The sequence below is a fragment of the Bradyrhizobium shewense genome (genome assembly GCF_900094605.1).
Lineage (GTDB): Bacteria > Pseudomonadota > Alphaproteobacteria > Rhizobiales > Xanthobacteraceae > Bradyrhizobium > Bradyrhizobium shewense.
In genome coordinates this window covers 1-21,799 of the sequence record NZ_FMAI01000038.1, presented here as the reverse complement: position 1 = coordinate 21,799, position 21,799 = coordinate 1, and the positions used below count along the sequence as shown (strand labels likewise).

General features: G+C 64.1%; 20 protein-coding genes and 2 rRNA genes. 10 read left to right on the top strand and 12 right to left on the bottom strand.

Going from position 1 to position 21,799, the window contains the following annotated elements; genetic code table 11:
• Positions 1–49: 49 nt before the first annotated feature.
• From GA0061098_RS38825 to GA0061098_RS38795, 7 genes are all read right to left on the bottom strand, one after another.
• On the bottom strand, positions 50–1,294 hold the full coding sequence (locus tag GA0061098_RS38825; protein ID WP_091966796.1) for an acyl-CoA dehydrogenase: 1,245 nt from the start codon (positions 1,292–1,294) through the stop codon (positions 50–52).
• 136 nt (positions 1,295–1,430) lie between these two features.
• On the bottom strand, positions 1,431–2,675 hold the full coding sequence (locus tag GA0061098_RS38820) for an acyl-CoA dehydrogenase (protein ID WP_091966728.1): 1,245 nt from the start codon (positions 2,673–2,675) through the stop codon (positions 1,431–1,433).
• Between the two features lie 123 nt (positions 2,676–2,798).
• Complete coding sequence (locus GA0061098_RS38815) at positions 2,799–3,926, bottom strand: acyl-CoA dehydrogenase family protein (RefSeq protein WP_091966727.1); 1,128 nt, start codon at positions 3,924–3,926, stop codon at positions 2,799–2,801.
• Positions 3,927–4,038: 112 nt separating this feature from the next.
• Positions 4,039–5,910 carry an AMP-binding protein gene (locus tag GA0061098_RS38810; protein WP_091966726.1) on the bottom strand — a complete coding sequence of 624 codons (1,872 nt, stop codon included), beginning with the start codon at positions 5,908–5,910 and terminating at the stop codon, positions 4,039–4,041.
• A gap of 43 nt (positions 5,911–5,953) precedes the next feature.
• Positions 5,954–6,760 (bottom strand): enoyl-CoA hydratase/isomerase family protein, encoded by an 807-nt coding sequence (locus tag GA0061098_RS38805; RefSeq protein ID WP_091966725.1) that lies wholly within the window; start codon positions 6,758–6,760, stop codon positions 5,954–5,956.
• A 179-nt stretch (positions 6,761–6,939) separates the two neighbouring features.
• Positions 6,940–7,698: an SDR family NAD(P)-dependent oxidoreductase gene (locus GA0061098_RS38800; RefSeq protein WP_091966724.1), complete on the bottom strand. Its 759-nt coding sequence runs from the start codon at positions 7,696–7,698 to the stop codon at positions 6,940–6,942.
• Between the two features lie 55 nt (positions 7,699–7,753).
• Positions 7,754–8,332, bottom strand: a complete 579-nt coding sequence (locus GA0061098_RS38795; RefSeq protein WP_245323899.1) for a TetR family transcriptional regulator — start codon at positions 8,330–8,332, stop codon at positions 7,754–7,756.
• A gap of 232 nt (positions 8,333–8,564) precedes the next feature.
• On the opposite strand from GA0061098_RS38795, the gene GA0061098_RS38790 reads away from it, so the two are divergent.
• Positions 8,565–9,737 (top strand): acetyl-CoA C-acetyltransferase, encoded by a 1,173-nt coding sequence (locus GA0061098_RS38790; protein ID WP_091966721.1) that lies wholly within the window; start codon positions 8,565–8,567, stop codon positions 9,735–9,737.
• 116 nt (positions 9,738–9,853) lie between these two features.
• On the top strand, positions 9,854–11,398 hold the full coding sequence (locus GA0061098_RS38785; protein WP_091966719.1) for an acyl-CoA synthetase: 1,545 nt from the start codon (positions 9,854–9,856) through the stop codon (positions 11,396–11,398).
• 119 nt (positions 11,399–11,517) lie between these two features.
• On the opposite strand, the gene GA0061098_RS38780 is transcribed toward GA0061098_RS38785, so the two are convergent.
• Positions 11,518–12,060, bottom strand: coding sequence for a methylated-DNA--[protein]-cysteine S-methyltransferase (locus GA0061098_RS38780; protein ID WP_091966717.1), 543 nt, complete (start codon positions 12,058–12,060; stop codon positions 11,518–11,520).
• 136 nt (positions 12,061–12,196) lie between these two features.
• On the opposite strand from GA0061098_RS38780, the gene GA0061098_RS38775 reads away from it, so the two are divergent.
• The gene (locus GA0061098_RS38775) at positions 12,197–13,015 is read left to right on the top strand and encodes an alpha/beta fold hydrolase (protein WP_091966715.1); all 819 of its coding nucleotides are present in this window, start codon (positions 12,197–12,199) and stop codon (positions 13,013–13,015) included.
• A gap of 2 nt (positions 13,016–13,017) precedes the next feature.
• Complete coding sequence (locus GA0061098_RS38770; protein ID WP_091966713.1) at positions 13,018–13,830, top strand: alpha/beta fold hydrolase; 813 nt, start codon at positions 13,018–13,020, stop codon at positions 13,828–13,830.
• A 38-nt stretch (positions 13,831–13,868) separates the two neighbouring features.
• Here the strand turns inward: GA0061098_RS38770 and GA0061098_RS38765 are convergent, their stop codons facing one another.
• Entirely contained in the window at positions 13,869–14,324 is a 456-nt protein-coding gene (locus GA0061098_RS38765) for a carboxymuconolactone decarboxylase family protein (RefSeq protein WP_091966794.1), read from the bottom strand.
• A gap of 99 nt (positions 14,325–14,423) precedes the next feature.
• Between GA0061098_RS38765 and GA0061098_RS38760 the strand changes: the two genes are divergently transcribed.
• The 5 genes from GA0061098_RS38760 (at position 14,424) to GA0061098_RS38740 (ending at position 19,819) form a co-directional block, all read left to right on the top strand.
• Positions 14,424–15,293: a sigma-70 family RNA polymerase sigma factor gene (locus GA0061098_RS38760; protein WP_091966710.1), complete on the top strand. Its 870-nt coding sequence runs from the start codon at positions 14,424–14,426 to the stop codon at positions 15,291–15,293.
• A gap of 178 nt (positions 15,294–15,471) precedes the next feature.
• A complete protein-coding gene (locus GA0061098_RS38755) occupies positions 15,472–16,149 on the top strand; it encodes a GntR family transcriptional regulator (protein ID WP_091966708.1) in 678 nt (225 codons plus the stop codon).
• Positions 16,150–16,276: 127 nt separating this feature from the next.
• Positions 16,277–17,077 carry a phytanoyl-CoA dioxygenase family protein gene (locus tag GA0061098_RS38750; RefSeq protein WP_091966707.1) on the top strand — a complete coding sequence of 267 codons (801 nt, stop codon included), beginning with the start codon at positions 16,277–16,279 and terminating at the stop codon, positions 17,075–17,077.
• Positions 17,078–17,235: 158 nt separating this feature from the next.
• Positions 17,236–18,549, top strand: a complete 1,314-nt coding sequence (locus GA0061098_RS38745) for an NAD(P)H-dependent oxidoreductase (RefSeq protein ID WP_091966706.1) — start codon at positions 17,236–17,238, stop codon at positions 18,547–18,549.
• A gap of 181 nt (positions 18,550–18,730) precedes the next feature.
• Entirely contained in the window at positions 18,731–19,819 is a 1,089-nt protein-coding gene (locus GA0061098_RS38740) for a TRAP transporter substrate-binding protein (RefSeq protein WP_091966705.1), read from the top strand.
• Positions 19,820–20,126: 307 nt separating this feature from the next.
• On the opposite strand, the gene GA0061098_RS38735 is transcribed toward GA0061098_RS38740, so the two are convergent.
• Complete coding sequence (locus tag GA0061098_RS38735) at positions 20,127–20,735, bottom strand: hypothetical protein (protein WP_091966704.1); 609 nt, start codon at positions 20,733–20,735, stop codon at positions 20,127–20,129.
• A 399-nt stretch (positions 20,736–21,134) separates the two neighbouring features.
• On the opposite strand from GA0061098_RS38735, the gene GA0061098_RS45440 reads away from it, so the two are divergent.
• Positions 21,135–21,296: a GFA family protein gene (locus GA0061098_RS45440; RefSeq protein WP_165637890.1), complete on the top strand. Its 162-nt coding sequence runs from the start codon at positions 21,135–21,137 to the stop codon at positions 21,294–21,296.
• A 179-nt stretch (positions 21,297–21,475) separates the two neighbouring features.
• Here the strand turns inward: GA0061098_RS45440 and rrf are convergent.
• Positions 21,476–21,590: ribosomal RNA gene (rrf, locus tag GA0061098_RS38725) — 5S ribosomal RNA — on the bottom strand.
• A gap of 106 nt (positions 21,591–21,696) precedes the next feature.
• A 23S ribosomal RNA gene (locus tag GA0061098_RS38720) occupies positions 21,697–21,799 on the bottom strand; the annotation flags it as partial.

The window sequence follows — 21,799 nt, the reverse complement described above, 5'->3', positions numbered from 1 at the left end:
TGGGCACGCTTCGCTTTGCCCACCCTACGAGATGCAGCGAGAGGTGAGATCACCGCCCCTTGGTCGGGATCTTGTTGTACGGCACGTCCTTGTCGACGCGGATGTCGCCGGGCAATCCCAGCACGCGCTCGGCGATGATGTTGCGCAGGATCTCGTCGGTGCCGCCGGCGATGCGCATCGAAGGCGAGGACAGCAGCATCTGCTGAAACTGGCCTTGCACGGTTTCCTCGTCGTTGCCGGTGAGCACACCAGCCGCGCCTTGCAGGTCCATGGCATAGGTCGCGATGTCCTGCAGCATCATGCCGGAGACCAGCTTGCCGATCGAGTTCTCCGGGCCCGGCCGCTCGCCCTTCGACAGCGCCGAGATCGTGCGATAGCTGGTGTATTTCAGCCCGCTCGACTTCGCCGCCCAACTCGCGAGCCTGGAACGCACCGCAGGATCGTCGATCGCGAGGCCATCTTCCAGCATCAGATTGGAGCAGAACTCGAACATTTCCGGGACGCCGGTCGCAAGGCGCGAGCCGATCGACATGCGCTCGTTCATCAGCGTGGTCAGCGAGACGCTCCAGCCCTCGCCGACGGCCCCTAGCCGCTGGCTGTCTGGGATCACGACATCAGTGAAATAGACCTCGTTGAACTCCTGCATGCCATTGGCCTGCCTGATCGGTCGCACCTCGACGCCGGAGCTTTTCATGTCCAGGAAGAACATGGTGAGGCCCTTGTGCTTGGGCACGTTCGGATCGGTCCGCGCGATCAGTAGACCGTAGTCGGAGTAATGCGCGCCCGAGGTCCAGATCTTCTGGCCGTTGACGACCCAATTGTCGCCTTTCTTCTCCGCGCGGGTGCGCAAGCCTGCGACGTCCGAACCGGCGGACGGCTCGGAGAACAGCTGGCACCAGATCTCCTCGCCCGAGGCCAGCTTCGGCAGATAGCGGCGCTTGGCATCCTCGCTGCCGAACGCCATCACGGTCGGACCGCACATGCCCTCGCCGATCTGGAACGGCTGCGTCAGCTTGCCGTAGACGCCCTCTTCCTGCTGCCAGATCACCTTCTCGATCGGCGTCGCGCCACGGCCGCCATACTCCTTCGGCCAGTGCAGGCAGGCCCAATTGCCTTCGAACTTCTTCTTTTGCCAGGCCTTGCCGACCTCGACGATATCTTGCTTGGCAAGCCGAATGCGGCCGAGCGAGGATTTTGACAGCTCGACGTGCAGCTCTTTCGGCGCATTGGCGTCGACCCATTGGCGCGCGGTAGCGCGGAATGCGGCTTCCTGCGGGGTGTCATCGAAATTCATCTTCGAGCTCTCCTCTCTCGTGCCCCGGACGCGGCGCAGCGCGAAGCGGTGCGCTGCAGAGCCGGGGCCCATTGTAGCCTTCTGGGTCCCGGCTCTGCGGAGCGGCCCTTCGTGCCGCACCGCGTCCGGGACACGATCAGCCTCTTCCCTTCGTCGGGATCTTGTTGAACGGCACGTCCTTGTCGACACGGATATCGCCGGGCAGGCCCAGCACCCGCTCGGCGATGATGTTGCGCATGATCTCGTCGGTGCCGCCTTCGACGCGGGTGCCGGGCGCACGCAGCAGCATCGCCTGGAAACGGCCGGCGAGCTCGGCATCCTCGCCGCTGATCACCCCGCTCGCGCCTTGCAAATCGAGCGCGTAGGTCGCGACATCCTGGATCATCGAGCCCGCCACCAGCTTGCCGATGGAATTCTCCGGCCCCGGCCGTTCGCCCTTCGACAGCGCCGAGATCGCGCGCATGCTGGTGTATTTCAGCCCGCTCGCCTTCACCGCCCAGTTCGCCAGCTTCGAGCGCACCGCGCGATCCTCGATCGCCGGACCGTCGTCGAGCATCAGGCTGGAGCAATACTCGAACAGCTCCGGGAAACCGGTCGAGACGGCCGCGCCGATCGCGCTGCGCTCATTCATCAGCGTGGTCAGCGAAACGTTCCAGCCATCGCCGACCTCGCCGAGGCGCTGATGATCGGGAATGCGGACGTTGGTGAAATAGACCTCGTTGAAGTCGGAGGCGCCGCTGGCCTGCTTGATCGGCCGCACCTCGACGCCGGGGCTCTTCATGTCCAGGAAGAACATGGTGAGGCCCTTGTGCTTGGGCACGGTGGGATCGGTACGGGTCAGCAAGATGCCGTAGTCGGAATAATGCGCGCCCGAGGTCCAGATCTTCTGGCCGTTGATGACCCAGTCGTCGCCGTCCTTCTCGGCACGTGTGCGCAGGCCCGCAACGTCGGAGCCGCCGGCGGGCTCGGAGAACAGCTGACACCAGACCTTTTCGCCCGAGGCCAGCGGCGGCAGATAAGTGCGCTTATGCTCCTCGCGCGCGAATGCCATCATGGTCGGCCCGCACATGCCGTGGCCGATGATGAACATGCGGGAGAGTTGGCCAAAGGGACCTTCTTCCTGCTGCCAGATCACGCGCTCGATCGGCGATGAGCCGCGCCCGCCATACTCCTTCGGCCAGTGCAGGCAAGCCCAGCCGGCATCCGCCTTCTTTTTCTGCCAGGCTTTCGCGACCTCGAGAATGTCAGCGCTCTTGAGCGCAGTGCGGCCGAGCGAGGATTTGCGCAGCTCGTCCTCGTATTGCTTTGGCGCGTTGGCGCTGATCCAGGCGCGGGCGGTGGCGCGAAATTCGGCTTCCTGCGGGGTGTCGTCGAAGTTCATGGTCTCAGTCCTCGGCCGCGCCGTTCATCTCGTAGGATGGGTAGAGCGCAGCGAAACCCATCTCTTTCAATCTTCGTATGGTGATGGGTTTCGCTGCGCTCTACCCATCCTACGCATCCATCATCACGCCGCATTCTTCTTCCGCATGCGGTCGATCAGCTGATCTTCCCAATAGCTGAGACTGCCGAGGCCGAGCGCCATGGCGTTGGCGCGGCGGTAGTACATGTGGCAGTCGAACTCCCAGGTGAAGCCCATGCCGCCATGAACCTGGATGTTGTTCTTGGCACAGTGCTGGAACGCCTGCGTCGCGCTGATGCGCGCGGCGGCCGCGGCTTCCGGCAATTCAGCTGCGTTGGTCGAGAGCGCCCAGGCACCGTAATAGCTGTTGGAGCGCGCCAGCGTCGCCGACACATACATGTCGGCGAGCATGTGCTTCACCGCCTGGAACGAGCCGATCTGGCGACCGAAGGCGATGCGGTCGAGCGCGTAGTCGCGCCCCATCTCCAGCGCGCGGTCGGAGCCGCCGACCTGCTCGAACGCGCAAAGCACCGCGGCGCGATCGAGCACCTGGGTGAGGATGCTCCAGCCTTCGCCGGCAGCTCCCAGTGGCTCAGCCTTGCAGTCTTTGAAGGTGATCTCGGCCTGCCCGCGGGTCGGATCGAGATTGGTGAGGCTTTTCACCTCGACGCCGCCGGCTTTGAGATCAACCAGGAACAGCGAGATGTCGCTGTCGCGGCCGCTCGACCCGATCCGCGCGGCAACCACCGCGAAGTCGGCAATCGCACCATCGGGGACCGGCTTCTTGACGCCGGTGAGCACGCCGTTCGCAGCGGTGAGCTTGACGTTGTTCGGCGCCGGATTGCCCTTGCCCTCGAACAGCGCCAGCGTGCCGATCGCCTCGCCCGAGGCAATCGCTGGCAGCCATTTCTTCTTCTGCGCGTCGCTGCCGGCGATCAGCAGCGCTTCGGCGGCGAGATACACGGTGGACGAGAACGGCACCGGCGCGTTCGCGCGGCCCATCTCCTCGGCGATCACGCAGAGCTCGAGATGGCCGGCGCCGGCACCGCCGAACTCCTCGGGGATTGCGACGCCGAGGAAGCCCATCTCGGCGAGGCCCTTCCACAGCTCCTTGTCGTAGGGAGCCTTGCCGTCGAGCACCACACGCACCGCCTTCGGCGAGCATTTTTCGGTGAGGAATTTGCGCGCCTGATCGCGGAGCTGCTTCTGGTCGTCAGAGAAGTCGAAGTTCATGGCGGGCTACCCTATTATTGCTGTTCTGTAGGATGGGTGGAGCGAAGCGATACCCATCGATTGTCTGAGCAAGAATGATGGGTTTCGCTGCGCTCTACCCATCCTACCGTCTTCATCGCAACACGATCACACCTTCATCCGGCTTCTCGGCATAGAGCCGCTCGACCAGCGGCGAGCGGCGTTCGAGGCCGGCGCGCTGGTTGATGTAACCCTTGTCGGTGAGCTCGTTGCCGTCGATCGAGGGCGGCTCGACCATCAACATGGCGCGCGCGATGATGCGGCTGCTGGCGCCTTCACAGTCCCGGTTGTGAGCCTCCAACCCACGCCTGAAGCAGGCGATCACCTCGGGATGCTTCACTGCGTCCTCGAAGCTGAGATCGGCGTTGCCGACAAGTTGCCGGCAGGCGTGCAGGTTTGGCCAGGCGAGCAGGCCGATGAAGGCCCGGTCCTGCCCCGCGACCAGCGCGTCGTGCACGACAGGCGTCGCTGCGGCGATGGCATCGGTGCGGAGTGAGCCGACATGCACGAAGGTGCCGGTGGTGAGCTTGAAATCCTCGACCACACGTCCCGCAAAGATGATGCCCTTCACCGGATCGGCATCGTCGACGAAAACGCCGGCATCGCCGATGCAGTAATAGCCCTCCTCGTCGAACATCTTCTTGGTGAGATCAGGCTGGCCGAAATAGCCCGGCGTGACGTTGACGCCGCGCAGGCGTAATTCGTATTTCGAACCGCACGGCACCATCTTCAGCTCGACACCGGGGAATGGCAGGCCGATCAGGCCGACGCGCTCGGTGTCCCAATAGGTGCCGGTCGAGGTCGGCGCGGTCTCGGTCGAACCCCAGCCGGTGTAGAACACGATGCGCTCGCCGGTGGTCTTCACCGCGAGGGCCTGCATGCGGTCGTAGAGATCGTCAGGCAGGCGCGCGCCGCCATAGGCCATGATCGAGAGGTTCTTGAAGAAGGAGCGGCAGAGCGCATCGTCCTTCTCCATGGCGGCGGCGAGCGCCGCATAGCCGGCCGGCACGTTGGCGTAGTAGGTCGGCGAAATCTCGCGCAGGTTTCGCAGCGTCTCCTCGAATTGGCCCGGCATCGGCCGGCCGTCGTCGATATAGAGCGTGCCGCCATCGACCAGGATCGGGTGGAACGCCGCGTTGCCGCCCATGGTGTGATTCCACGGCATCCAGTCCAGCATGGTCGCAACAGGGCCATCAGCCGAGCGCGGCCGCACCTGCATCATCATCGCCGCATTGGCGCACATCATCTCCTGCGTATTGATGACGGCCTTGGGCATGCCGGTCGAGCCGGAGGTGAAAAGCAGTTTTCCGACCGTCTGCGGCGTGATCTTCGCGATCGACGCATCGACATCGGCGGTTACCGGCGTTGCCGCAAGCTCGGCAAAGCTGACGCTCTTAATACCGTCACAGGGACGCCCGACGTGAACCACCGTGACGCCGGTGAGATCGATCGCCTTGAGCGCCTTCTCGAACGTCGGCCCGTCCTGCACCATCACCACGGCCGGTTTGATCAGGTCGAACAGGTACTTCAGCTTGACGTGATCGTGGCTCATCAGCGAGTAGGCCGGCGACACCGGCGCCGCTGGTGCGCGCGCCTGCATCGCGGCCTGCGTCATCAGCGCATGCTCGATCGAATTGCCGGAGAGGATCGCAACGGGGCGACCATCGAGAGCGAGTTTGAGCAGGCCTTGGGTCAGCGCATCCACGGTGCGCTTGGCTTCGCCATAGGATACCTTGCGCCATGCGCGGTTCGCGCCACCGCGCTGGGCGAGCCAGATGCGCTCGGGCGCTTCCTTCGCCCATTTGGCCAGCGACGCCGGGATGTGCGTCTCGTAAGCTTGTAGCGGAATGCGCGACTTCAGCACTACCGTGCCGTCGTCGCGGCGCTCGACGTCGATGTCGCGCGCGAGCCACTCGATCTTGCGAAAGGCGGGCTTCGTCATCACAGCCGCCGCGCTTCCACTCATTTTGCGTCTCCCGGAATTATCGTCCTTTGCGGATCGTTCTCGTTCAGCGCTTGATATAGACAGGCTTTCGCTTCTCAAGGAAGGCCCTGATGCCTTCCGAAAATTCCTCGGAACGGCTGCACAGGACCTGGTTGCGATCTTCCATGGCGATAACGGCCTCCAGCGATCCCGCGTCGACACTCATGTTGAGGCATTCCTTGGACAGACGCAGGCCGACGGGCGAAGCCGTCATCATTGCGTCGACATAAGGCTCAGCCGCGGCGTCGAGCTTGTCCTCGTCGACGACCTCCGAGACCAGCCCGACCGCCAGCGCGCGCTCGGCGCCGATGAACCGGCCGGTGAGGATCAGCTCCGACGCCACGGACACGCCGACCAGCCGCGGCAGGAAATAGCTGGTGCCGATGTCACAGCCGCCGAGGCCGAGCTTGATGAAGGCGCAGTTCATCCGCGCCGACTTCGTCGCGATGCGAATGTCGGAGGCGAGCGCCAGCGCAAAGCCGCCGCCGGCCGCCGCGCCCTGCACCAGCGACAGGATCGGCTGCGGGCAACGCCGCATCAGCATCACGATGTCGGCGATACGCCGCTGCGAGTCCAGCGACTCCGTGACGCCAGGCGGCTCCTGCTGGCCGGCACGGCGGGCCATCGCAGCCTTGAGATCAAGGCCCGCACAAAAATTCTTACCAGCGCCCCGGAGCACGACGACGCGCGTGTCGCGGTTACGCTGGAGGCCCTGGAAATAAACGTTGAGCGCATCGATCAGCGCGGGATCGAGCGCGTTGAGGTGCTCGGGCCGATTGAGCGTCACCCGGTCGACGCCGTCGTCATGCTCGATCAGCAGCGGTTGGGACATGGGGGCGCTCCTGGATCCGCTCTTTGAGTGGCGGTTATTGCGCCCTCTCCCCTTGTGGGAGAGGGCATGTACGTCGCTAGCCCGGAATTCGTTTGGGTGAGGGGTCTGTCTCCGCGAATAGAGACCCCTCATCCGGCGCTTCGCGCCACCTTCTCCCGCAAGGGGAGAAGGGAAGAGAGCTACCTCGGCGCCATGCGGATGGCACCGTCGAGGCGGATGGTCTCGCCGTTGAGCATCGGATTCTCGACGATGTGCACGGCGAGCGAGCCGTATTCCTTGGCATCGCCGAGACGAGAGGGATGCGGCACCTGCGCGCCCAGGCTCTTGCGAGCCTCCTCGTTCAGCCCCATCAGCAGCGGCGTGAAGAACAGGCCGGGCGCGATGGTGTTGACGCGGATCTTCTGGCTGGCGAGATCGCGCGCGGCCGGCAAAGTCAAACCGACGACGCCGCCCTTCGAGGCCGAATAGGCGATCTGGCCGATCTGGCCTTCGTAAGCGGCAACCGAGGCCGTATTGATGATGACGCCGCGCTCTTCACCGACTGGCTCGATCGTGACAAGGCGCTCGGCGAACAGCCGCAGGCAGTTGAAGGTGCCGATCAGATTGACGTTGATGATGCGCGCGAACTTTTCCAGCGGATAGACGCCGTCGCGGCCGACGATGCGCTGCGAGCCGCCGATGCCGGCGCAGTTCATCAGCACGCGGGCAACGCCATGCGCGGCTTCCGCCTTGGCGATCGCGGCCTTGATCTGCTCTTCGCTGGTGACGTCGGCATGGAGCGCGACGCCCTTCACCTCGGCCGCGACCTTCTCGGCATTCTCTTTGTTCTGGTCGATCACGCCGACCTTGGCGCCCTTGGCCGCCATAGCGCGGGCGGTCGCCTCGCCGAGGCCCGAACCACCGCCGGTGATGAGAACGGCTACGTCTTTCAATTCCATGACAGGCTACCTTTCCTTGGACGTTTCTTCTCTAGACTCGAGAGTTGCGGCCGGATCATCCGGCCGCGGCAGCTTCCTCGACTTGCGTGAGGATGCCCCCGCAGATCAGCGTTTCCATGTGCTTGATATATTGCCGGCAGACGTCGTCGGTGACCGGGCCGACGCCGGTCGCGCGAGACATCGCGTGCCGGCCAAAGAACAGATGATCGCAGGCTCCGATCAGGCTGGTGTAGAACAGCACCGGATCGGTGGCGCGGAACTCGCCCTGGCTGACGCCTTCGGCGAGCAGGCGGCGGTGAAAGTCGAGCAGCGGCGCCACGAAGAATTTCGACACTTCGTCAGCGGAGGCCGTGTTGGTCTCGTGCAGGAGATAGTGGATCAGCCGGTTCATATAGGGGAACCGGTAGTAGGCGCGGATGATGCCGCCGATATGCAGCTTGAGCTTCGCGGTTGCCGTAATCGGCTGTGCCAGCAGATATTCGAGATTGGACATCTCGGTCGCGGCATCCCGCGCGAGCAGTGCCAGCAACAGGCCGTCCTTGTTGCCGAAGTGATATTTGACCAACGCGGCGTTGGCGCCCGACTTCTGCGCGATGTCGCTGAGCGAAATCTCGATCGAGGAGCGTTCGATCATCAGCTCGCTCGCGGCCACGAGCAATTTCTCTGCCGTGGAATTTTTTCCGCTGGGGAGCCTGTTCGGTACGCTGGTAGTCACGGAGTTCCCTGAGTGCGCGTCGAGACGGGGCGCAGATAAGCCCAAGCAGCGGCTCATCACAAGAATTAATTGATCGATTGACTAAATCATCTTACGTCCCTTAAATCCGCCCCGACAACCGACCCAATCAAGAATTCAGGGAGAAACCGACATGGCCGAGGCTTACATCGTCGCCGCTGCGCGTACCGCGGGCGGGCGCAAGGGGGGCCGTCTCGCCGGCTGGCATCCGGCCGACCTCGCCGCAAAGGTGCTGGACGAGCTGGTCGACCGCACCAAGGTCGATCCTGCGCTGGTCGAGGACGTGATCATGGGCTGCGTGATGCAGGTCGGCGAGCAGTCCAACAATGTCGCGCGCAACGCGATCATGGCCTCGAAGCTGCCGGAGAGCGTGCCGGGCACCTCGATCGACCGCCAGTGCGGCTCCTCGCAGCAGGCGCTGCACTTTGCCGCGCAAGCGGTGATGTCCGGCACCATGGACGTCGTGATTGCCGCCGGCGTGGAATCGATGACGCGCGTGCCGATGGGGCTGTCCTCGCAGCTTCCCGCCAAGAATGGCTTTGGCAATTACAAGAGCCCGGGCATCGAGCAGCGCTATCCGAACATCGTGTTCAGCCAGTTCACCGGCGCCGAGATGATGGCCGAGAAGTACGGCCTGTCGAAGAATGATCTCGACGAATACTCCTTCAACAGCCATCAGCGCGCGATCGCTGCAACTCAAGCCGGCCACTTCAAGAAGGAGATCGTGCCGCTCGAGATCACCCGCGCCGACGGCAGCAAGGACACCCACCACATCGACGAAGGCATCCGCTTCGATGCCACGCTCGAGGGTATCAAGGGCGTCAAGCTGATCGCCGAGAATGGCAAGCTGACCGCGGCCAGCGCCAGCCAGATCTGCGACGGCGCCTCCGGCGTCATGGTGGTGAACGAGCGTGGCCTCAAGCAGCTCGGCGTCACACCGCTGGCGCGCATCCATCACATGACCATGACGGGCGGCGATCCCGTGATCATGCTGGACGCACCGCTGCACGCCACAAAGCGCGCGCTGGAGAAGGCCGGCATGAAGATCGGCGACATCGACCTGTTCGAGGTCAACGAGGCCTTTGCCTCGGTGCCGACCGGCTGGCTCAAGACCACCGGGGCCGATCCTGACCGCCTCAACGTCAACGGCGGCGCCATCGCGCTCGGCCATCCGCTCGGCGGCTCCGGCACCAAGCTGATGACGACGCTGGTTCACGCTCTGCATCAACGCGGCAAGCGCTACGGCCTGCAGACCATGTGCGAAGGCGGCGGCATGGCCAACGTGACGATCGTGGAGCGGCTGTAAGAAGAACAAAAGGGAGTAGTGAGTGGCGAGTAGCGAATGGTGAGTAGGCGAAGAGCGGTTACCCTTCTCCCCTATTCGCCACTCGCTACTCGCCATTCGCGTCTTGAGGAAACGTCATGACCCACCCCTCCGTCCACGCCCGCACCACGCCCGACAAGATCGCCTACCAGATGGCCGGGACCGGCAAGGCGATCACCTATCGCGAGCTCGACGAGCTTTCGAACCAGGGCGCGCATTTGTTCCGCTCGCTCGGCCTCAAGGCCGGCGACCACATCGCGCTTCTCATGGAGAACCGCCTCGCCTTCATGGAGCTCTGCTGGGCCGCGCAGCGGAGCGGGCTCTATTACACAGCGATCAGCCGCTATTTGAAGCAGGACGAGATCGACTACATTATCGCCGATTGCGGCGCCAAGGTCGTGATCACGACGCCGAAATGCGCCGACCAGATCAAGGGCCTGATCAAGGGCGCCGCCGGCGAGCCGATCTTCTACATGATGGACGACCCGCTGCCCGGCTTCCGCTCCTACGACAAGGAGGCCGCCGCGCAGCCGATCACGCCGATCGCCGACGAGGTCGCCGGCTACGACATGCTCTATTCGTCCGGCACCACCGGCCGGCCCAAGGGCGTCAAGAAGGCGTTTGAAGGCAAGACCATCGATATGCCGAATCCGCTTCTGAAGGTGCTCTGCGCCGACATGTGCGGCATGAACACCGAAAGCACTTACCTGTCACCGGCGCCGCTCTATCACGCAGCTCCGTTGCGCTTCAACATGATGGCGATCGTGCTCGGCGGCACCTCCATCATCATGGAGCATTTCGATGCCGAGGAATTCCTGAAGCTGGTTGAGACATACAAGGTGACGCAGTCGCAGCTGGTGCCGACCATGTTCGTGCGCATGCTGAAGCTGCCGGACGAGGTCCGCGCGAAGTACAACGTCGCCACGCTCAAGGGTGCGATCCACGCCGCTGCCCCCTGCCCCGTCGACGTGAAAGTGAAGATGATCGAATGGTGGGGGCCGATCCTGATCGAGTATTACGCCGGCTCGGAAGGCAATGGCGTCACCGTCTGCAGCTCGCAACAATGGCTCGAGCATCGCGGCAGCGTCGGCCGCGCCGTGGTCGGCAAGATCAAGATCTTGGACGAGAACGACGAGGAGCAACCGCTCGGCGAGATCGGCACGGTCTATTTCGCCGACGCGCCCGCGTTCACCTATCACAACGACCCCGAGAAGACGAAGAAGGCCTACAACGCGAAAGGATGGTCGACGCTCGGCGATGTCGGCTATCTCGACAAGGAGGGCTTCCTCTATCTCACCGACCGCAAGTCCTACATGATCATCTCGGGCGGCGTGAACATCTACCCGCAGGAGACCGAGGACGTACTGATCACCCACCCCGACGTCGCCGACGTTGCGGTGTTCGGCGTGCCGAACGAGGAGATGGGTGAAGAGGTGAAGGCGGTGGTGCAGCCGCACGACATGAATCGTGCCGGCAAGGCGCTCGAGGCCGATTTGATCGCCTATTGCAAGGGCCGCCTCTCCGCCATCAAGTGCCCGCGTTCGATCGATTTCGAAGCGGAGCTGCCGCGCACGCCCACAGGCAAACTGGTGAAGCGGCACCTGCGCGATAAGTATTGGCCGAAGACGGCGGCGAAGATTTAGCGGAGGTCTCGTAGGGTGGGCAAAGGCGCGAAGCGCCGTGCCCACGACCTTTCCATGTTACGACGAGATGGTGGGCACGCTTCCGCTTTGCCCATCCTACGAAGTCAGCGCAAGCCGCCTCAATCAAACAAACTCGGCGTGTGGTTCACCAGCGCGCCTTCGATCTCGAGCATCTTCAGCTTCGTCACGACGCCCCCGTTGGCCGAGAAACCGCCGGGCTTGTTGCCGGCAGCCAGCACGCGATGGCATGGCACCACGATCGGGCACGGATTGTGGCCGAGCGCCTGGCCGACGTCGCGCGAGAGCTGGACGCCGCCGAGCTGCTTGGCGATGTCGCCATAGGTGAGGGTCTTGCCGGGCGGGATGGCACGGGCGATCTCGTAGACGCCGCGGTTGAACTCGGGCACGCCGTCGAGATCGAGCTCGATATCGGTGAGGTCGTCAGGCTCGCCCGCGAGCAGCTTGACGATGCGGTCGATCGCCTGTTGCACCTCGGCGGTCGGCTCGGCCTCAACGGCATCACCATGGCGCTGGCTGATGCGGGTGCGGATCTTCTGCTCGCCGCCCATCGGCAATTGCGTGCCGTTGATGCCGCGCGGGCCCCAGGCGATGGCGCAGAGGCCGATCCTGGTGTCGAACAGGGCGAAATGCTGGTCGGTCATGGCTTGGTTCCTGGCTTGCGTTGCCGTCGCATGCCCCCAATGTGATCTCGGGCTAAATCTAGGCTTGGAAATAGTTGCGATCCACCCGGTTTCCGGGAATCTTGCACAGGAGTTCCAATCCCTTCGCGAGCCCTGAATGCAAAGCCTCCACGTCAACGGATACGACATGCCCTATCTCGACGTGGGCGAGGACAGCGGCCGGACGCCGCTGGTCTGCGTGCACGGTTCGCTCAACGATTTCCGGGTCTGGGGCTGCGTGCTCGGCCCGCTGACCCAGCGGCACCGGGTGATCGCTGTCAGCCTGCGGCACTTCTTCCCGGCGCGATGGGACGGCATCGGCGACACCTACTCGATCGCCCAGCACGTCGACGATGTCATCGCCTTCATCGAGGAGCTCGATCTCGGGCCCGTCGACCTGATGGGTCACTCCCGCGGCGGACACATCTGCTTCCGCGTGGCGCAACGGCGGCCGGATCTGCTGCGGCGGCTGATCCTCGCCGAACCCGGGGGCGAACTCGATGCGAGCCTCGACCCCGACTATGCCGGCGGGCCCTCGCCGCTGCTGGCGCGCTTCATGGCCTCGGCCGAAAAGATCGCCGCGGGCGATGTCGATGGCGGCCTCGCCGTGTTCGTCGACACGCTGGAAGGCGCCGGCACCTGGCCGCGGCTGCCGGCTTTGGTGAAGCAGAATTTGCGCGATAATGCCTATACGCTGATCGGCCAGGTCCGCGACAACCGTCCGCCGTTCTCCAAGGCGGATGCGGAGGCGATCAAGATGCCGACGCTGTTCATCCTGGGCGCACGGACCAAGGGCCTGCTGCCGAAGGTGCTGCATGCGCTCGCTGCGCATGTGCCCTATTCGAAGACCGCGATCATCCCGAACGCGACGCATCCGATGTTCGAGCAGGCGCCGCAGAAATACTCCGAAGTCGTCCTGGATTTTCTGGCGAGCTGATCATGCAGACATTCCACGTCAACGGTTACGACATGGCCTATCTCGAAGTCGGAGAGGGTCGTCCGCTGGTCTGCGTGCACGGCACGTTGGGTGATTTCCGCACCTGGTATTCGGTGCTCGGCCCGCTCTCGAAATCCCATCGCATGATCTCGGTCAGCCTGCGGCATTTCTTCCCCGAGCATTGGGACGCGGCCGGAGACGACTACAAGATGGCGCAGCACGTTGCCGACACGATTGCCTTCATCGAGCAGGTGCAGCCCGGCCCCGTCGATCTCATGGGCCATTCGCGCGGCGGACACATCGCCTTTCGCGTGGCGCAGGCGCGGCCTGATCTGCTGCGAAAATTGGTGCTGGCCGAGCCGGGCGGCGATCTCGACGCATCCCTGCCGTTGCCGGAAGGCACGCCCGCGCATCCGCCGCTGGCCGCGCGCACGGCGCGCTCGGTCGAGATGATCCGTGCCGGCGATATCGAGAGCGCGCTGCAGAATTTCTACGAGGGCATCCAGGGTGACGGCTCGTGGCGGCGCGTGCCGGCAGCGGCAAAGCAGCAGCTGCGCGACAATGCGCTGACGTTCCTCGGCCAGATCAACGAGCAGCGCAAGCCCTACACGCTCAGCGATGCGCAGGCGATCCGGACGCCGACGCTGCTGATCGGCGGCGGAGCCACCACGGGCAGCCTCTCCGTGATGTGGCGCGTGCTGGCCGAGCACATCACGGGCAGCCGGACGGCAGTGATTCCGAACGCCGGCCACTGGATGTTCGAGCAGGCCCCACTGGAGTTCGGCGAGGTGGTGAGCAAGTTCCTGGCGGAGTAAGTGCCCCCTCTCCCCGCAAGCGGGGAGAGGTGAAGACCTCACACCTTCCAAACACCCACCGGCATCTTGATCGTTGCATTCAGCCGGTTCCAGACATTGATGGTGGCAATCGAGAGGATCAGCGTTGCGAGCTCGCGCTCGTCGAAATGCTTGGCGGCCTCGTTCCAGATCGCATCCGGCACCGGGTCCTCGCGATCGGCGAGGCGCGTGACGGCCTCGGTCAGCGCCAGCGCGGCGCGCTCGGCGTCAGTGAAATAGGGCGCATCGCGCCAGGCGGACACGGCGAACAGACGCTCGTCGGTCTCACCGAGCTTGCGGGCGATCTTGGGATGCATGTCGACGCAGACGCTGCAACCGTTGATCTGGCTGGCGCGCAGGTGCACCAGTTCCAGGAGCTTTTCCGGCAGGCCCTGCTTGGTCAGATTGCCGAGGGACTGCAGGACATTCAGGGCCTCGGGGAGGACCATGACAGGGTGATTCATGCGGGCGTGCATCTTTTTCGTCTCCATCGCTCGAATTTCGAAGGTTCCGGTCACATCGGCCGGATTGGCTTCGTCATGGGCATGACGGATCGCGACGAGGGAATGTGACCGATGACCGAAAAAAACTTCGAAGACGATTTTCTCAGCCACCAGTTCGAGGCCAGCAGAGACCATCTGCACGCGGTCGCCTACCGGATGCTGGGCTCCGGCGCGGAGGTCGACGATGCCGTGCAGGAAGCCTGGCTGCGGGTCAGCCGCTACGACATGTCCGACGTCGCGAATTTGCGCGGCTGGCTGACGACCGTGGTCGCGCGCATCTGCCTCGACATGCTGCGCGCGCGGAAGTCGCGCAAGGAAGAGCCGATGGGCCCGCATGTGCCGGAGCCGGTCGACGAAACGCGGGAGCGCGAGGCGGAGATGGCCGATTCCGTTGGCGCGGCGCTGCTCGTCGTGCTCGAGACTTTGCAGCCGGCGGAGCGGCTCGCCTTCGTGCTGCACGATATGTTCGCGGTGCCCTTCGAGGAGATCGCGCCGATCGTCGGCCGCTCGGTCGACGCGTCGCGACAGCTTGCGAGCCGGGCCCGGCGGCGCGTGCAGGGGGCGCCGGTGCCCGAGACCGACCTGTCGCGCCAGCGCGGAATCGTCGATGCTTTCCTCAAGGCGTCGCGCGAGGGCAATTTCGAGGGGCTGCTCGCCGTGCTCGATCCAGACGTCGTCTTCCGCGCCGATCAGGCCGCGGTGCGGCTCGGCACGCTACCGGAGATCCGGGGCGCGGATGCGGTCGCACAGCTCTACAAGGGCCGCGCCCAGGCCGCGCGGACGGCACTGGTTGACGGCGAGATCGGCGTTGCCGTCATCCTCGGCGGACAGCTGCGCATCGCGCTGCGTGTGACGTTCAAGGACGAGCGCATTGCCGGGATCGAGGCGCTGGCCGATGCGGAAGGGATCGCCGCGCTGGAGGTGGAGGTGCTGGAGGGTTGAGGCGGAGGTTTTTCCGCGAAAACAACCCCATGCACAGTAGACGGGCATAGCGATATCAATGGCTTAGGGAAGCTGTGCGGGCGCCCTGGGCGTGGGCGGGCAGTCCATCTTGACGCCATCCCCCTCCCGCGATACCTTCGAATACGGAATTCCGTATTCCATCGCAGGAGCTGCCGGCGTGATCCCTCTCGACCCGCTCCCGAACCTGATCGACCAAGTCTATGCCCGGATCCTGGAGGCGATCTCCGACCGCACGCTTCAGCCCGGCCAGCGCATCCGCCAGAACGAGCTCGCCGACAAGCTCGGCGTGTCGCGCCAGCCTGTCTCGCATGCGCTGCATCTGCTGCACCGCCAGGGTCTGGTCGCCGAGAGCGGACGGCGCGGCTTTGAGGTCACCCAGCTCGATCCCGCGCGCATCCGCCAACTCTACGAGGTGCGCGGCGCGATCGACGCGTTGGCCGCGCGGCTTGCGGCGAAGCGCGCCGCCAGCGACGCGGCAGGACGCGCACGGCTGGAGGCTGCGTTCGCCGCGGGGCGCGGCATCGACCGCAACACGACACTCACTGAACTGATCGTGCTCGACGTGGATTTTCACCGCGCGATCTATCAGCTCGCCGGCAATCCCGTGATCGAGGAGACGATCGCGCCGCAATGGCCGCACATGCGCCGCTCGATGGCGATGGTGCTGTCGGAGCTCGACTACCGCGGCAGCGCCTGGGCCGAGCATGCCGATATCGCCGGACACATTCTCGCGGGCGACGTGAAGGCGGCTGAAGCCGCCGCGCTGGCGCATGCACAGACGGCGGGACGGATGACTGAGGAGAGATTGAGGGCGACGGAGGAAGCGGCGGCGTAGCGATTTGCCCTGTCATTCCGGACGCGCGACGCGCGACTACGGTGCGCAATTGCGCACCGGAGTTCGGTCCTGCGGACCGCCCCGGAACGGCGAAACAACAAATAAACAAAACAGGAGGAAACGACCCATGAGACTGTCTCAGGAGCAATTGGAGTTCTTCCACCGCGAGGGCTGGCTGTTCCTGCCCGAGCTGTTCAATCAGGAGGAGGTCGATCTGCTGGCGCGAGAGGCGGTCGGCATCTACGACGCCAACCGTCCCGAAGTCTGGCGCGAGAAGAGCGGCGCGCCGCGCACGGCTTTTGCCGCGCATCTTTACAATGAGGCGTTCGGCCTCCTCGGCGCACATCCGCGCATGATCGACCCGGTCGAGCAGCTGTTCGGCGAGTCCGTCTACATGCACCAGTTCAAGATCAACGCGAAATCGGCCTTCACCGGCGATGTCTGGCAATGGCACCAGGATTACGGCACCTGGAAGCGCGACGACGGCATGCCGGAGCCCCGCGCCATGAACATCGCGATCTTCCTCGACGAGGTGATGCCGATCAACGGGCCTCTGATGCTGGTGCCGCGCAGCCAGAACGCCGGCGATCTCGAAGCCTCGCACGACCTCGCCACCACCTCCTATCCGCTGTGGACGCTGGACGAGGCGACCGTGACGCGTCTGGTCGCGCAGGGCGGCATCGTGGCGCCGACCGGCAAGCCCGGCGGCATGTTGATGTTCCACGGCAATCTCGTGCACGGCTCGGCCGGCAACATCACGCCCTTCCCGCGCAAGATCGTGTACCTGACGCTGAACGCGGTCTCGAACCACATCCGCAACCCCACGCGGCCGGACTACATCGCGCATCGCGACTTCGCCCCGATCAAGACGGTGGACGACGACGCGCTGCTGCGCCTCGCACGTGCGCCACGGCAGGCCGCGGAGTAGAGATACTCTCGTGCCCCGGACGCAGCGCAGCACGTCAGTGATGCGCTGCAGAGCCGGGGCCCATGCCATACGGATAGTTTCTCTGGGTCCCGGCTCTGCGCAGCAACGCTACGCGTTGCATCGCGTCCGGGACACGATCATTACCAGGACAATCCCCCATGAACCTCTTTCGCCTCCTCCAGGCCCGCGCGTCCGCCGGCAAGCCTGTCCGTGTTGCGCTGATCGGTGCGGGCAAGTTCGGCTCGATGTTTCTGGCGCAGGTGCCGCACACGCCGGGGCTGGAGGTGCCCATCATCGTCGACATCGACCGCGAGCGCGCACGTGAGGCCTGCCGCACGGTCGGCTGGAGCTCTGAGCGGATCGCCGCAACCGTCTTCACCGATGACGGCGCGCGCGCCATTGCCGGCGGCGCGATGGACGTGGTGGTGGAGGCGACCGGCAATCCCGCCGTCGGCATCCGCCATGCGCGCGCCGCGATCGCGGCGGGCAAGCATATCGTGATGGTCAACGTCGAGGCCGACGTGCTGGCAGGTCCGCTGCTCGCCGAGGAAGCGCGCAAGGCGGGCGTGGTCTATTCGCTCGCCTATGGCGACCAGCCGGCGCTGACTGCCGAGATGGTCGACTGGGCCCGCGCCACCGGCTTTCGCGTCGTCGCTGCCGGCAAGGGGACAAAATACCTGCCGGCCTATCATGACGTCACACCGGACGGCGTCTGGCAGCATTACGGCCTCACCGCAGGCGAAGCGCAGTCGGCCGGCATGAATCCGCAGATGTTCAACTCCTTCCTCGATGGCACCAAATCGGCGATCGAGATGGCTGCGATCGCCAATGCCTGCGCCCTCGACGTGCCCGCGGACGGCCTGCTGTTTCCGCCCTGCGGCGTCGACGACCTCCCGCACATCATGCGGCCGCGCTCGCGCGGTGGCGTGCTGGATCGGTCTGGCCTGGTGGAGGTCGTGTCCTCGCTCGAGCGCGACGGACGGCCGGTGTTTCGCGACCTGCGCTGGGGCGTCTATGTCGTGCTGGAGGCGCCGAACGACTACGCCGCCGACTGCTTCAGGCAATACGGCCTCAAGACCGATGCCAGCGGACGCTTTGCCGCAATGTACAAGCCCTATCATTTGATCGGGCTCGAGCTGAACATCTCGGTGCTGTCGGCCGCGCTGCGCGGCGAGCCGACCGGCCAGGCCAGCGGCTTCCGAGGCGACGTCGCGGCGGTCGCCAAGCGCAATCTGCGCGCGGGCGAGATGCTGGACGGCGAAGGCGGCTACACCGTGTGGGGCAAGCTGGTACCGGCGGCGGCCAGCCTGAAGGCCGGCGCGCTGCCGATCGGTCTTGCGCATCGCCTGAAGCTGAAACACGACGTCGCACACGGCGCCGTGGTGCACTGGAACGACGTCGAGTTCGACGCCGGCAACGAGACGGTGAAGGTTCGAAAGGCCATGGAAGCCGCGTTCGCAGCGCAGCATTGAACGGCAGCGACGATAGCGCAACCAAAGTGCGCTTGATTTGCGCTTCCCCTTTGGTCATCCTGCACCTCGATCCGGGAACATAGAATTTCGGACGCAATAAAACGTCGGCCACCGGCGAAGACAAAGCGACGACAAGATCGCGATCCCTCGTCGAGGACTAGACATGACAGGGAGGGACTACATGGAACGTCGTAAGTTTCTGACGGCAGGCGGGCTGGGCCTGGCCGCGACTGCAGTTGCCGCGCCGGCCGTTGCACAATCGATGCCCGAGGTGAAATGGCGGCTGGCGGCGAGCTGGCCAAAATCACTCGATACGCTGTATGGCGGCTGCGAATATTTCTGCAAACGCGTCGCCGAGATCACCGACAACCGCTTCCAGATCCAGCCCTTTGCTGCCGGCGAAATCGTGCCGGGCCTGCAAGTGCTCGACGCCGTCTCCAACGGCACCGTCGAGATCGGCAACACTGCGCTCTATTACTATTGGGGCAAGAACCCGGCATTCACCTTCGGCACGTCGCTGCCGTTCGGTCTCAACACGCGCCAGCATATCTCCTGGCTGATGTGGAGCGGCGGCCAGGACATGCTCAACGATCTTCTGAAGGAGCATAATGCGATCGGCGTTCCCACGGGTTCGACCGGTGCCCAGATGGGCGGCTGGTTTCGCAAGGAGATCAAGACCGTCGACGACCTCAAGGGCTTGAAATTCCGCGTCGGCGGGTTCGCCGGCACCATCATCTCGAAGCTTGGTGGCGTACCGCAGCAGATCGCGGCCGGCGACATCTATCCCGCGCTGGAGAAGGGCACGATCGACGCGGCCGAATGGGTGGGCCCCTATGACGACGAGAAGCTCGGCTTCGTGAAGGTCGCGAAGTACTACTACTATCCGGGCTGGTGGGAAGGCACCGGCCAGGGCCACAACATCATGAATCTCGAGAAGTGGAATGCGCTGCCGAAACATTATCAGGCAGCGATTTCGGCGGCCTCGCTCGATACCTTCACCTGGGTGACCGGCAAGTACGACTCGGTCAATCCGCCCGCGCTCAAGCGGCTGATCGCCGCCGGCGCGATCCTCAAGCCCTTCCCGCAGGAGGTGCTCGAAGCCTGTTACGGTGCGGCCAACGAGATCTACGCTGATCTCGCCAAGACCAATCCCCATTTCGGCAAGATGTACTCGAGTCTCACCGCTTATCGGGCCGACTCGCTTGCCTGGATGCAGGTGGCAGAACTCAGCTTCGACAGCTTCATGATGCGGATGCGGACGCGGACGTAACTGCGTCGCGCTGCGAGGCGTGAAACGACAAAAGCCCCGGAGATGTCTCCGGGGCTTTTTGGTGTTGGGCGCGGCTGCAACTTTTCCGAGTTGGCCGCGAGGTCGAGCCCACATCAGCGGTGTCATCGCCCGGCTCGACCGGGCGATCCAGTATTCCAGAGGCCGGCATGAGAGGGCTCGCTCTCACAACATCCGCTGCGGCGTACTGGATGCCCCGCTTTCGCGGAGCATGACAGTGGAGGTTGTGGCTTGCGGCGTGTCATCCTTGCCGCGCAAGCGTCGCAGATTCGAGGCCCCAGTAGCGTCTTCAGTTCTCATCGTCCCCGAGCGCGGCGACCAGCTTGTCGTAGTACTTGGCGACGAGATCGATGTTGGCCTTGTTCTCGACTGTCGGTGCCGGCGTCTTCAGCGCCTCGTTGAGCTCGTCGAGCGCTTCCTTCTTGTCCTTGGCCGGCATCTTCTTGTCGGCCTGGAGCTGCGCGATCTGCGCCTTGATCACGGCTTCGGGGCCGACATATTTCTTGGTCCCGGGATCGAAGCCGCCGATCACGAGGCTGATGTTGTCGACGACGTTGTTGTAGTCGTCATAGCCGGCAAAGCCGTGCTTCTTGGCGACGCCGTCGAGCTGCGCGATCACCTTCTGGTCGGGCGCGGTGTTTTCAGGGAGTTTCTCCGTGATCGCGTCCATGTCCTTTTGCGCAGCAAGCACGCCATCGAGCTGCTTGTCGGTCAGCGCGATCTGCTTGAGAGCCGGAGCCTGAGCGGGCGCGGCCTGCGGGGCCGGTGCTGTCTGTTGTGCCGGCGCGGCCTGCTGTTTGGCTTGCGCGAATGCGGAGCTGGACGAGGCGAGCGATGCTGCGGACAGAAGGCACGCGACGCCGAACGCGGTGAGAGCGGGACGAAGCAATGCTGGCATGGAGGTCTCCTCGTGAAGGGGCAGGTTTGTCGTGGAGCGAAAGCCCTTGGCGATCGAACGCTAGGGAACTCGAAATGAACTCCGTATGAACTCCGCTCGCTCTGCTAGCGGCCGATCATGGCTGAATGATCACAACCCTGTGGTGCCCTCGGAGATCACCAAACATTGTTCGGCATGCAATCCATCCGATGTACGGCCAGCCTGTCTCGACGATCGCGTTCTCCTGAGAGACGTGCATGCTGACCTATCGAGAGTCCCGCCATTGCGGGCGCGGCGACGTTCAGCCTCGTGTCAGAAATCGCGGAGATGACGACGTGTGACTGCTCACTGTGCCGGCGGAAGAACACGGATGACCAAGGTGCACAATCGCGCGCTCACGGTGGAGGCGGCGAGGATCTCTTGTCGGTCCACGAATGGAATACGCAGCGCGCCAAACATTGCTTCTGCTACCGCTGCGGCATCCACACGCTTCGCTGCATGCGCGCCGCGCCGGATCATCTCGGTGTCAACGCGTTCTGTCTGGAGGATTTCGCCGAGCTCGGTGCTGGTGCGCGCGACTGAGGACGCCAGCATGTCGGTGGTCGATCGCAATGCGCGATGCCAGTGGCGAGGCCCGCGGAAAGCCGGCTGGCACCGGACGTTTTCGAAGACGATGGCACAAAGAAAAACGCCGCCTCGGTTTCCCGAAGCGGCGTTCTGAATTCTTACATCGAAAGAGGAAGATTTCTTGTCCTTTGCAGGCCTGGCAGCGACCTACTCTCCCAGGGCTTAAGCCATAGTACCATTGGCGCTGAAGAGTTTAACGGCCGAGTTCGGGATGGGATCGGGTTGAGGCTCTTCGCTAAAACCACCAGGCCGGCGAAGGACAAGAAAACGAAGCAAGCGATCTTTGTTTGGCGACTAGCGCCTCTCATTCATTCTGGTCTGGGTCTTCACGACCCTATGGACACTGAAAATGAGAGCAATCAAGCCAATCGAACGATTAGTACCGGTAAGCTACATGCATTACTGCACTTCCACATCCGGCCTATCAACGTGGTGGTCTTCCACGGTTCTCAAGGGAA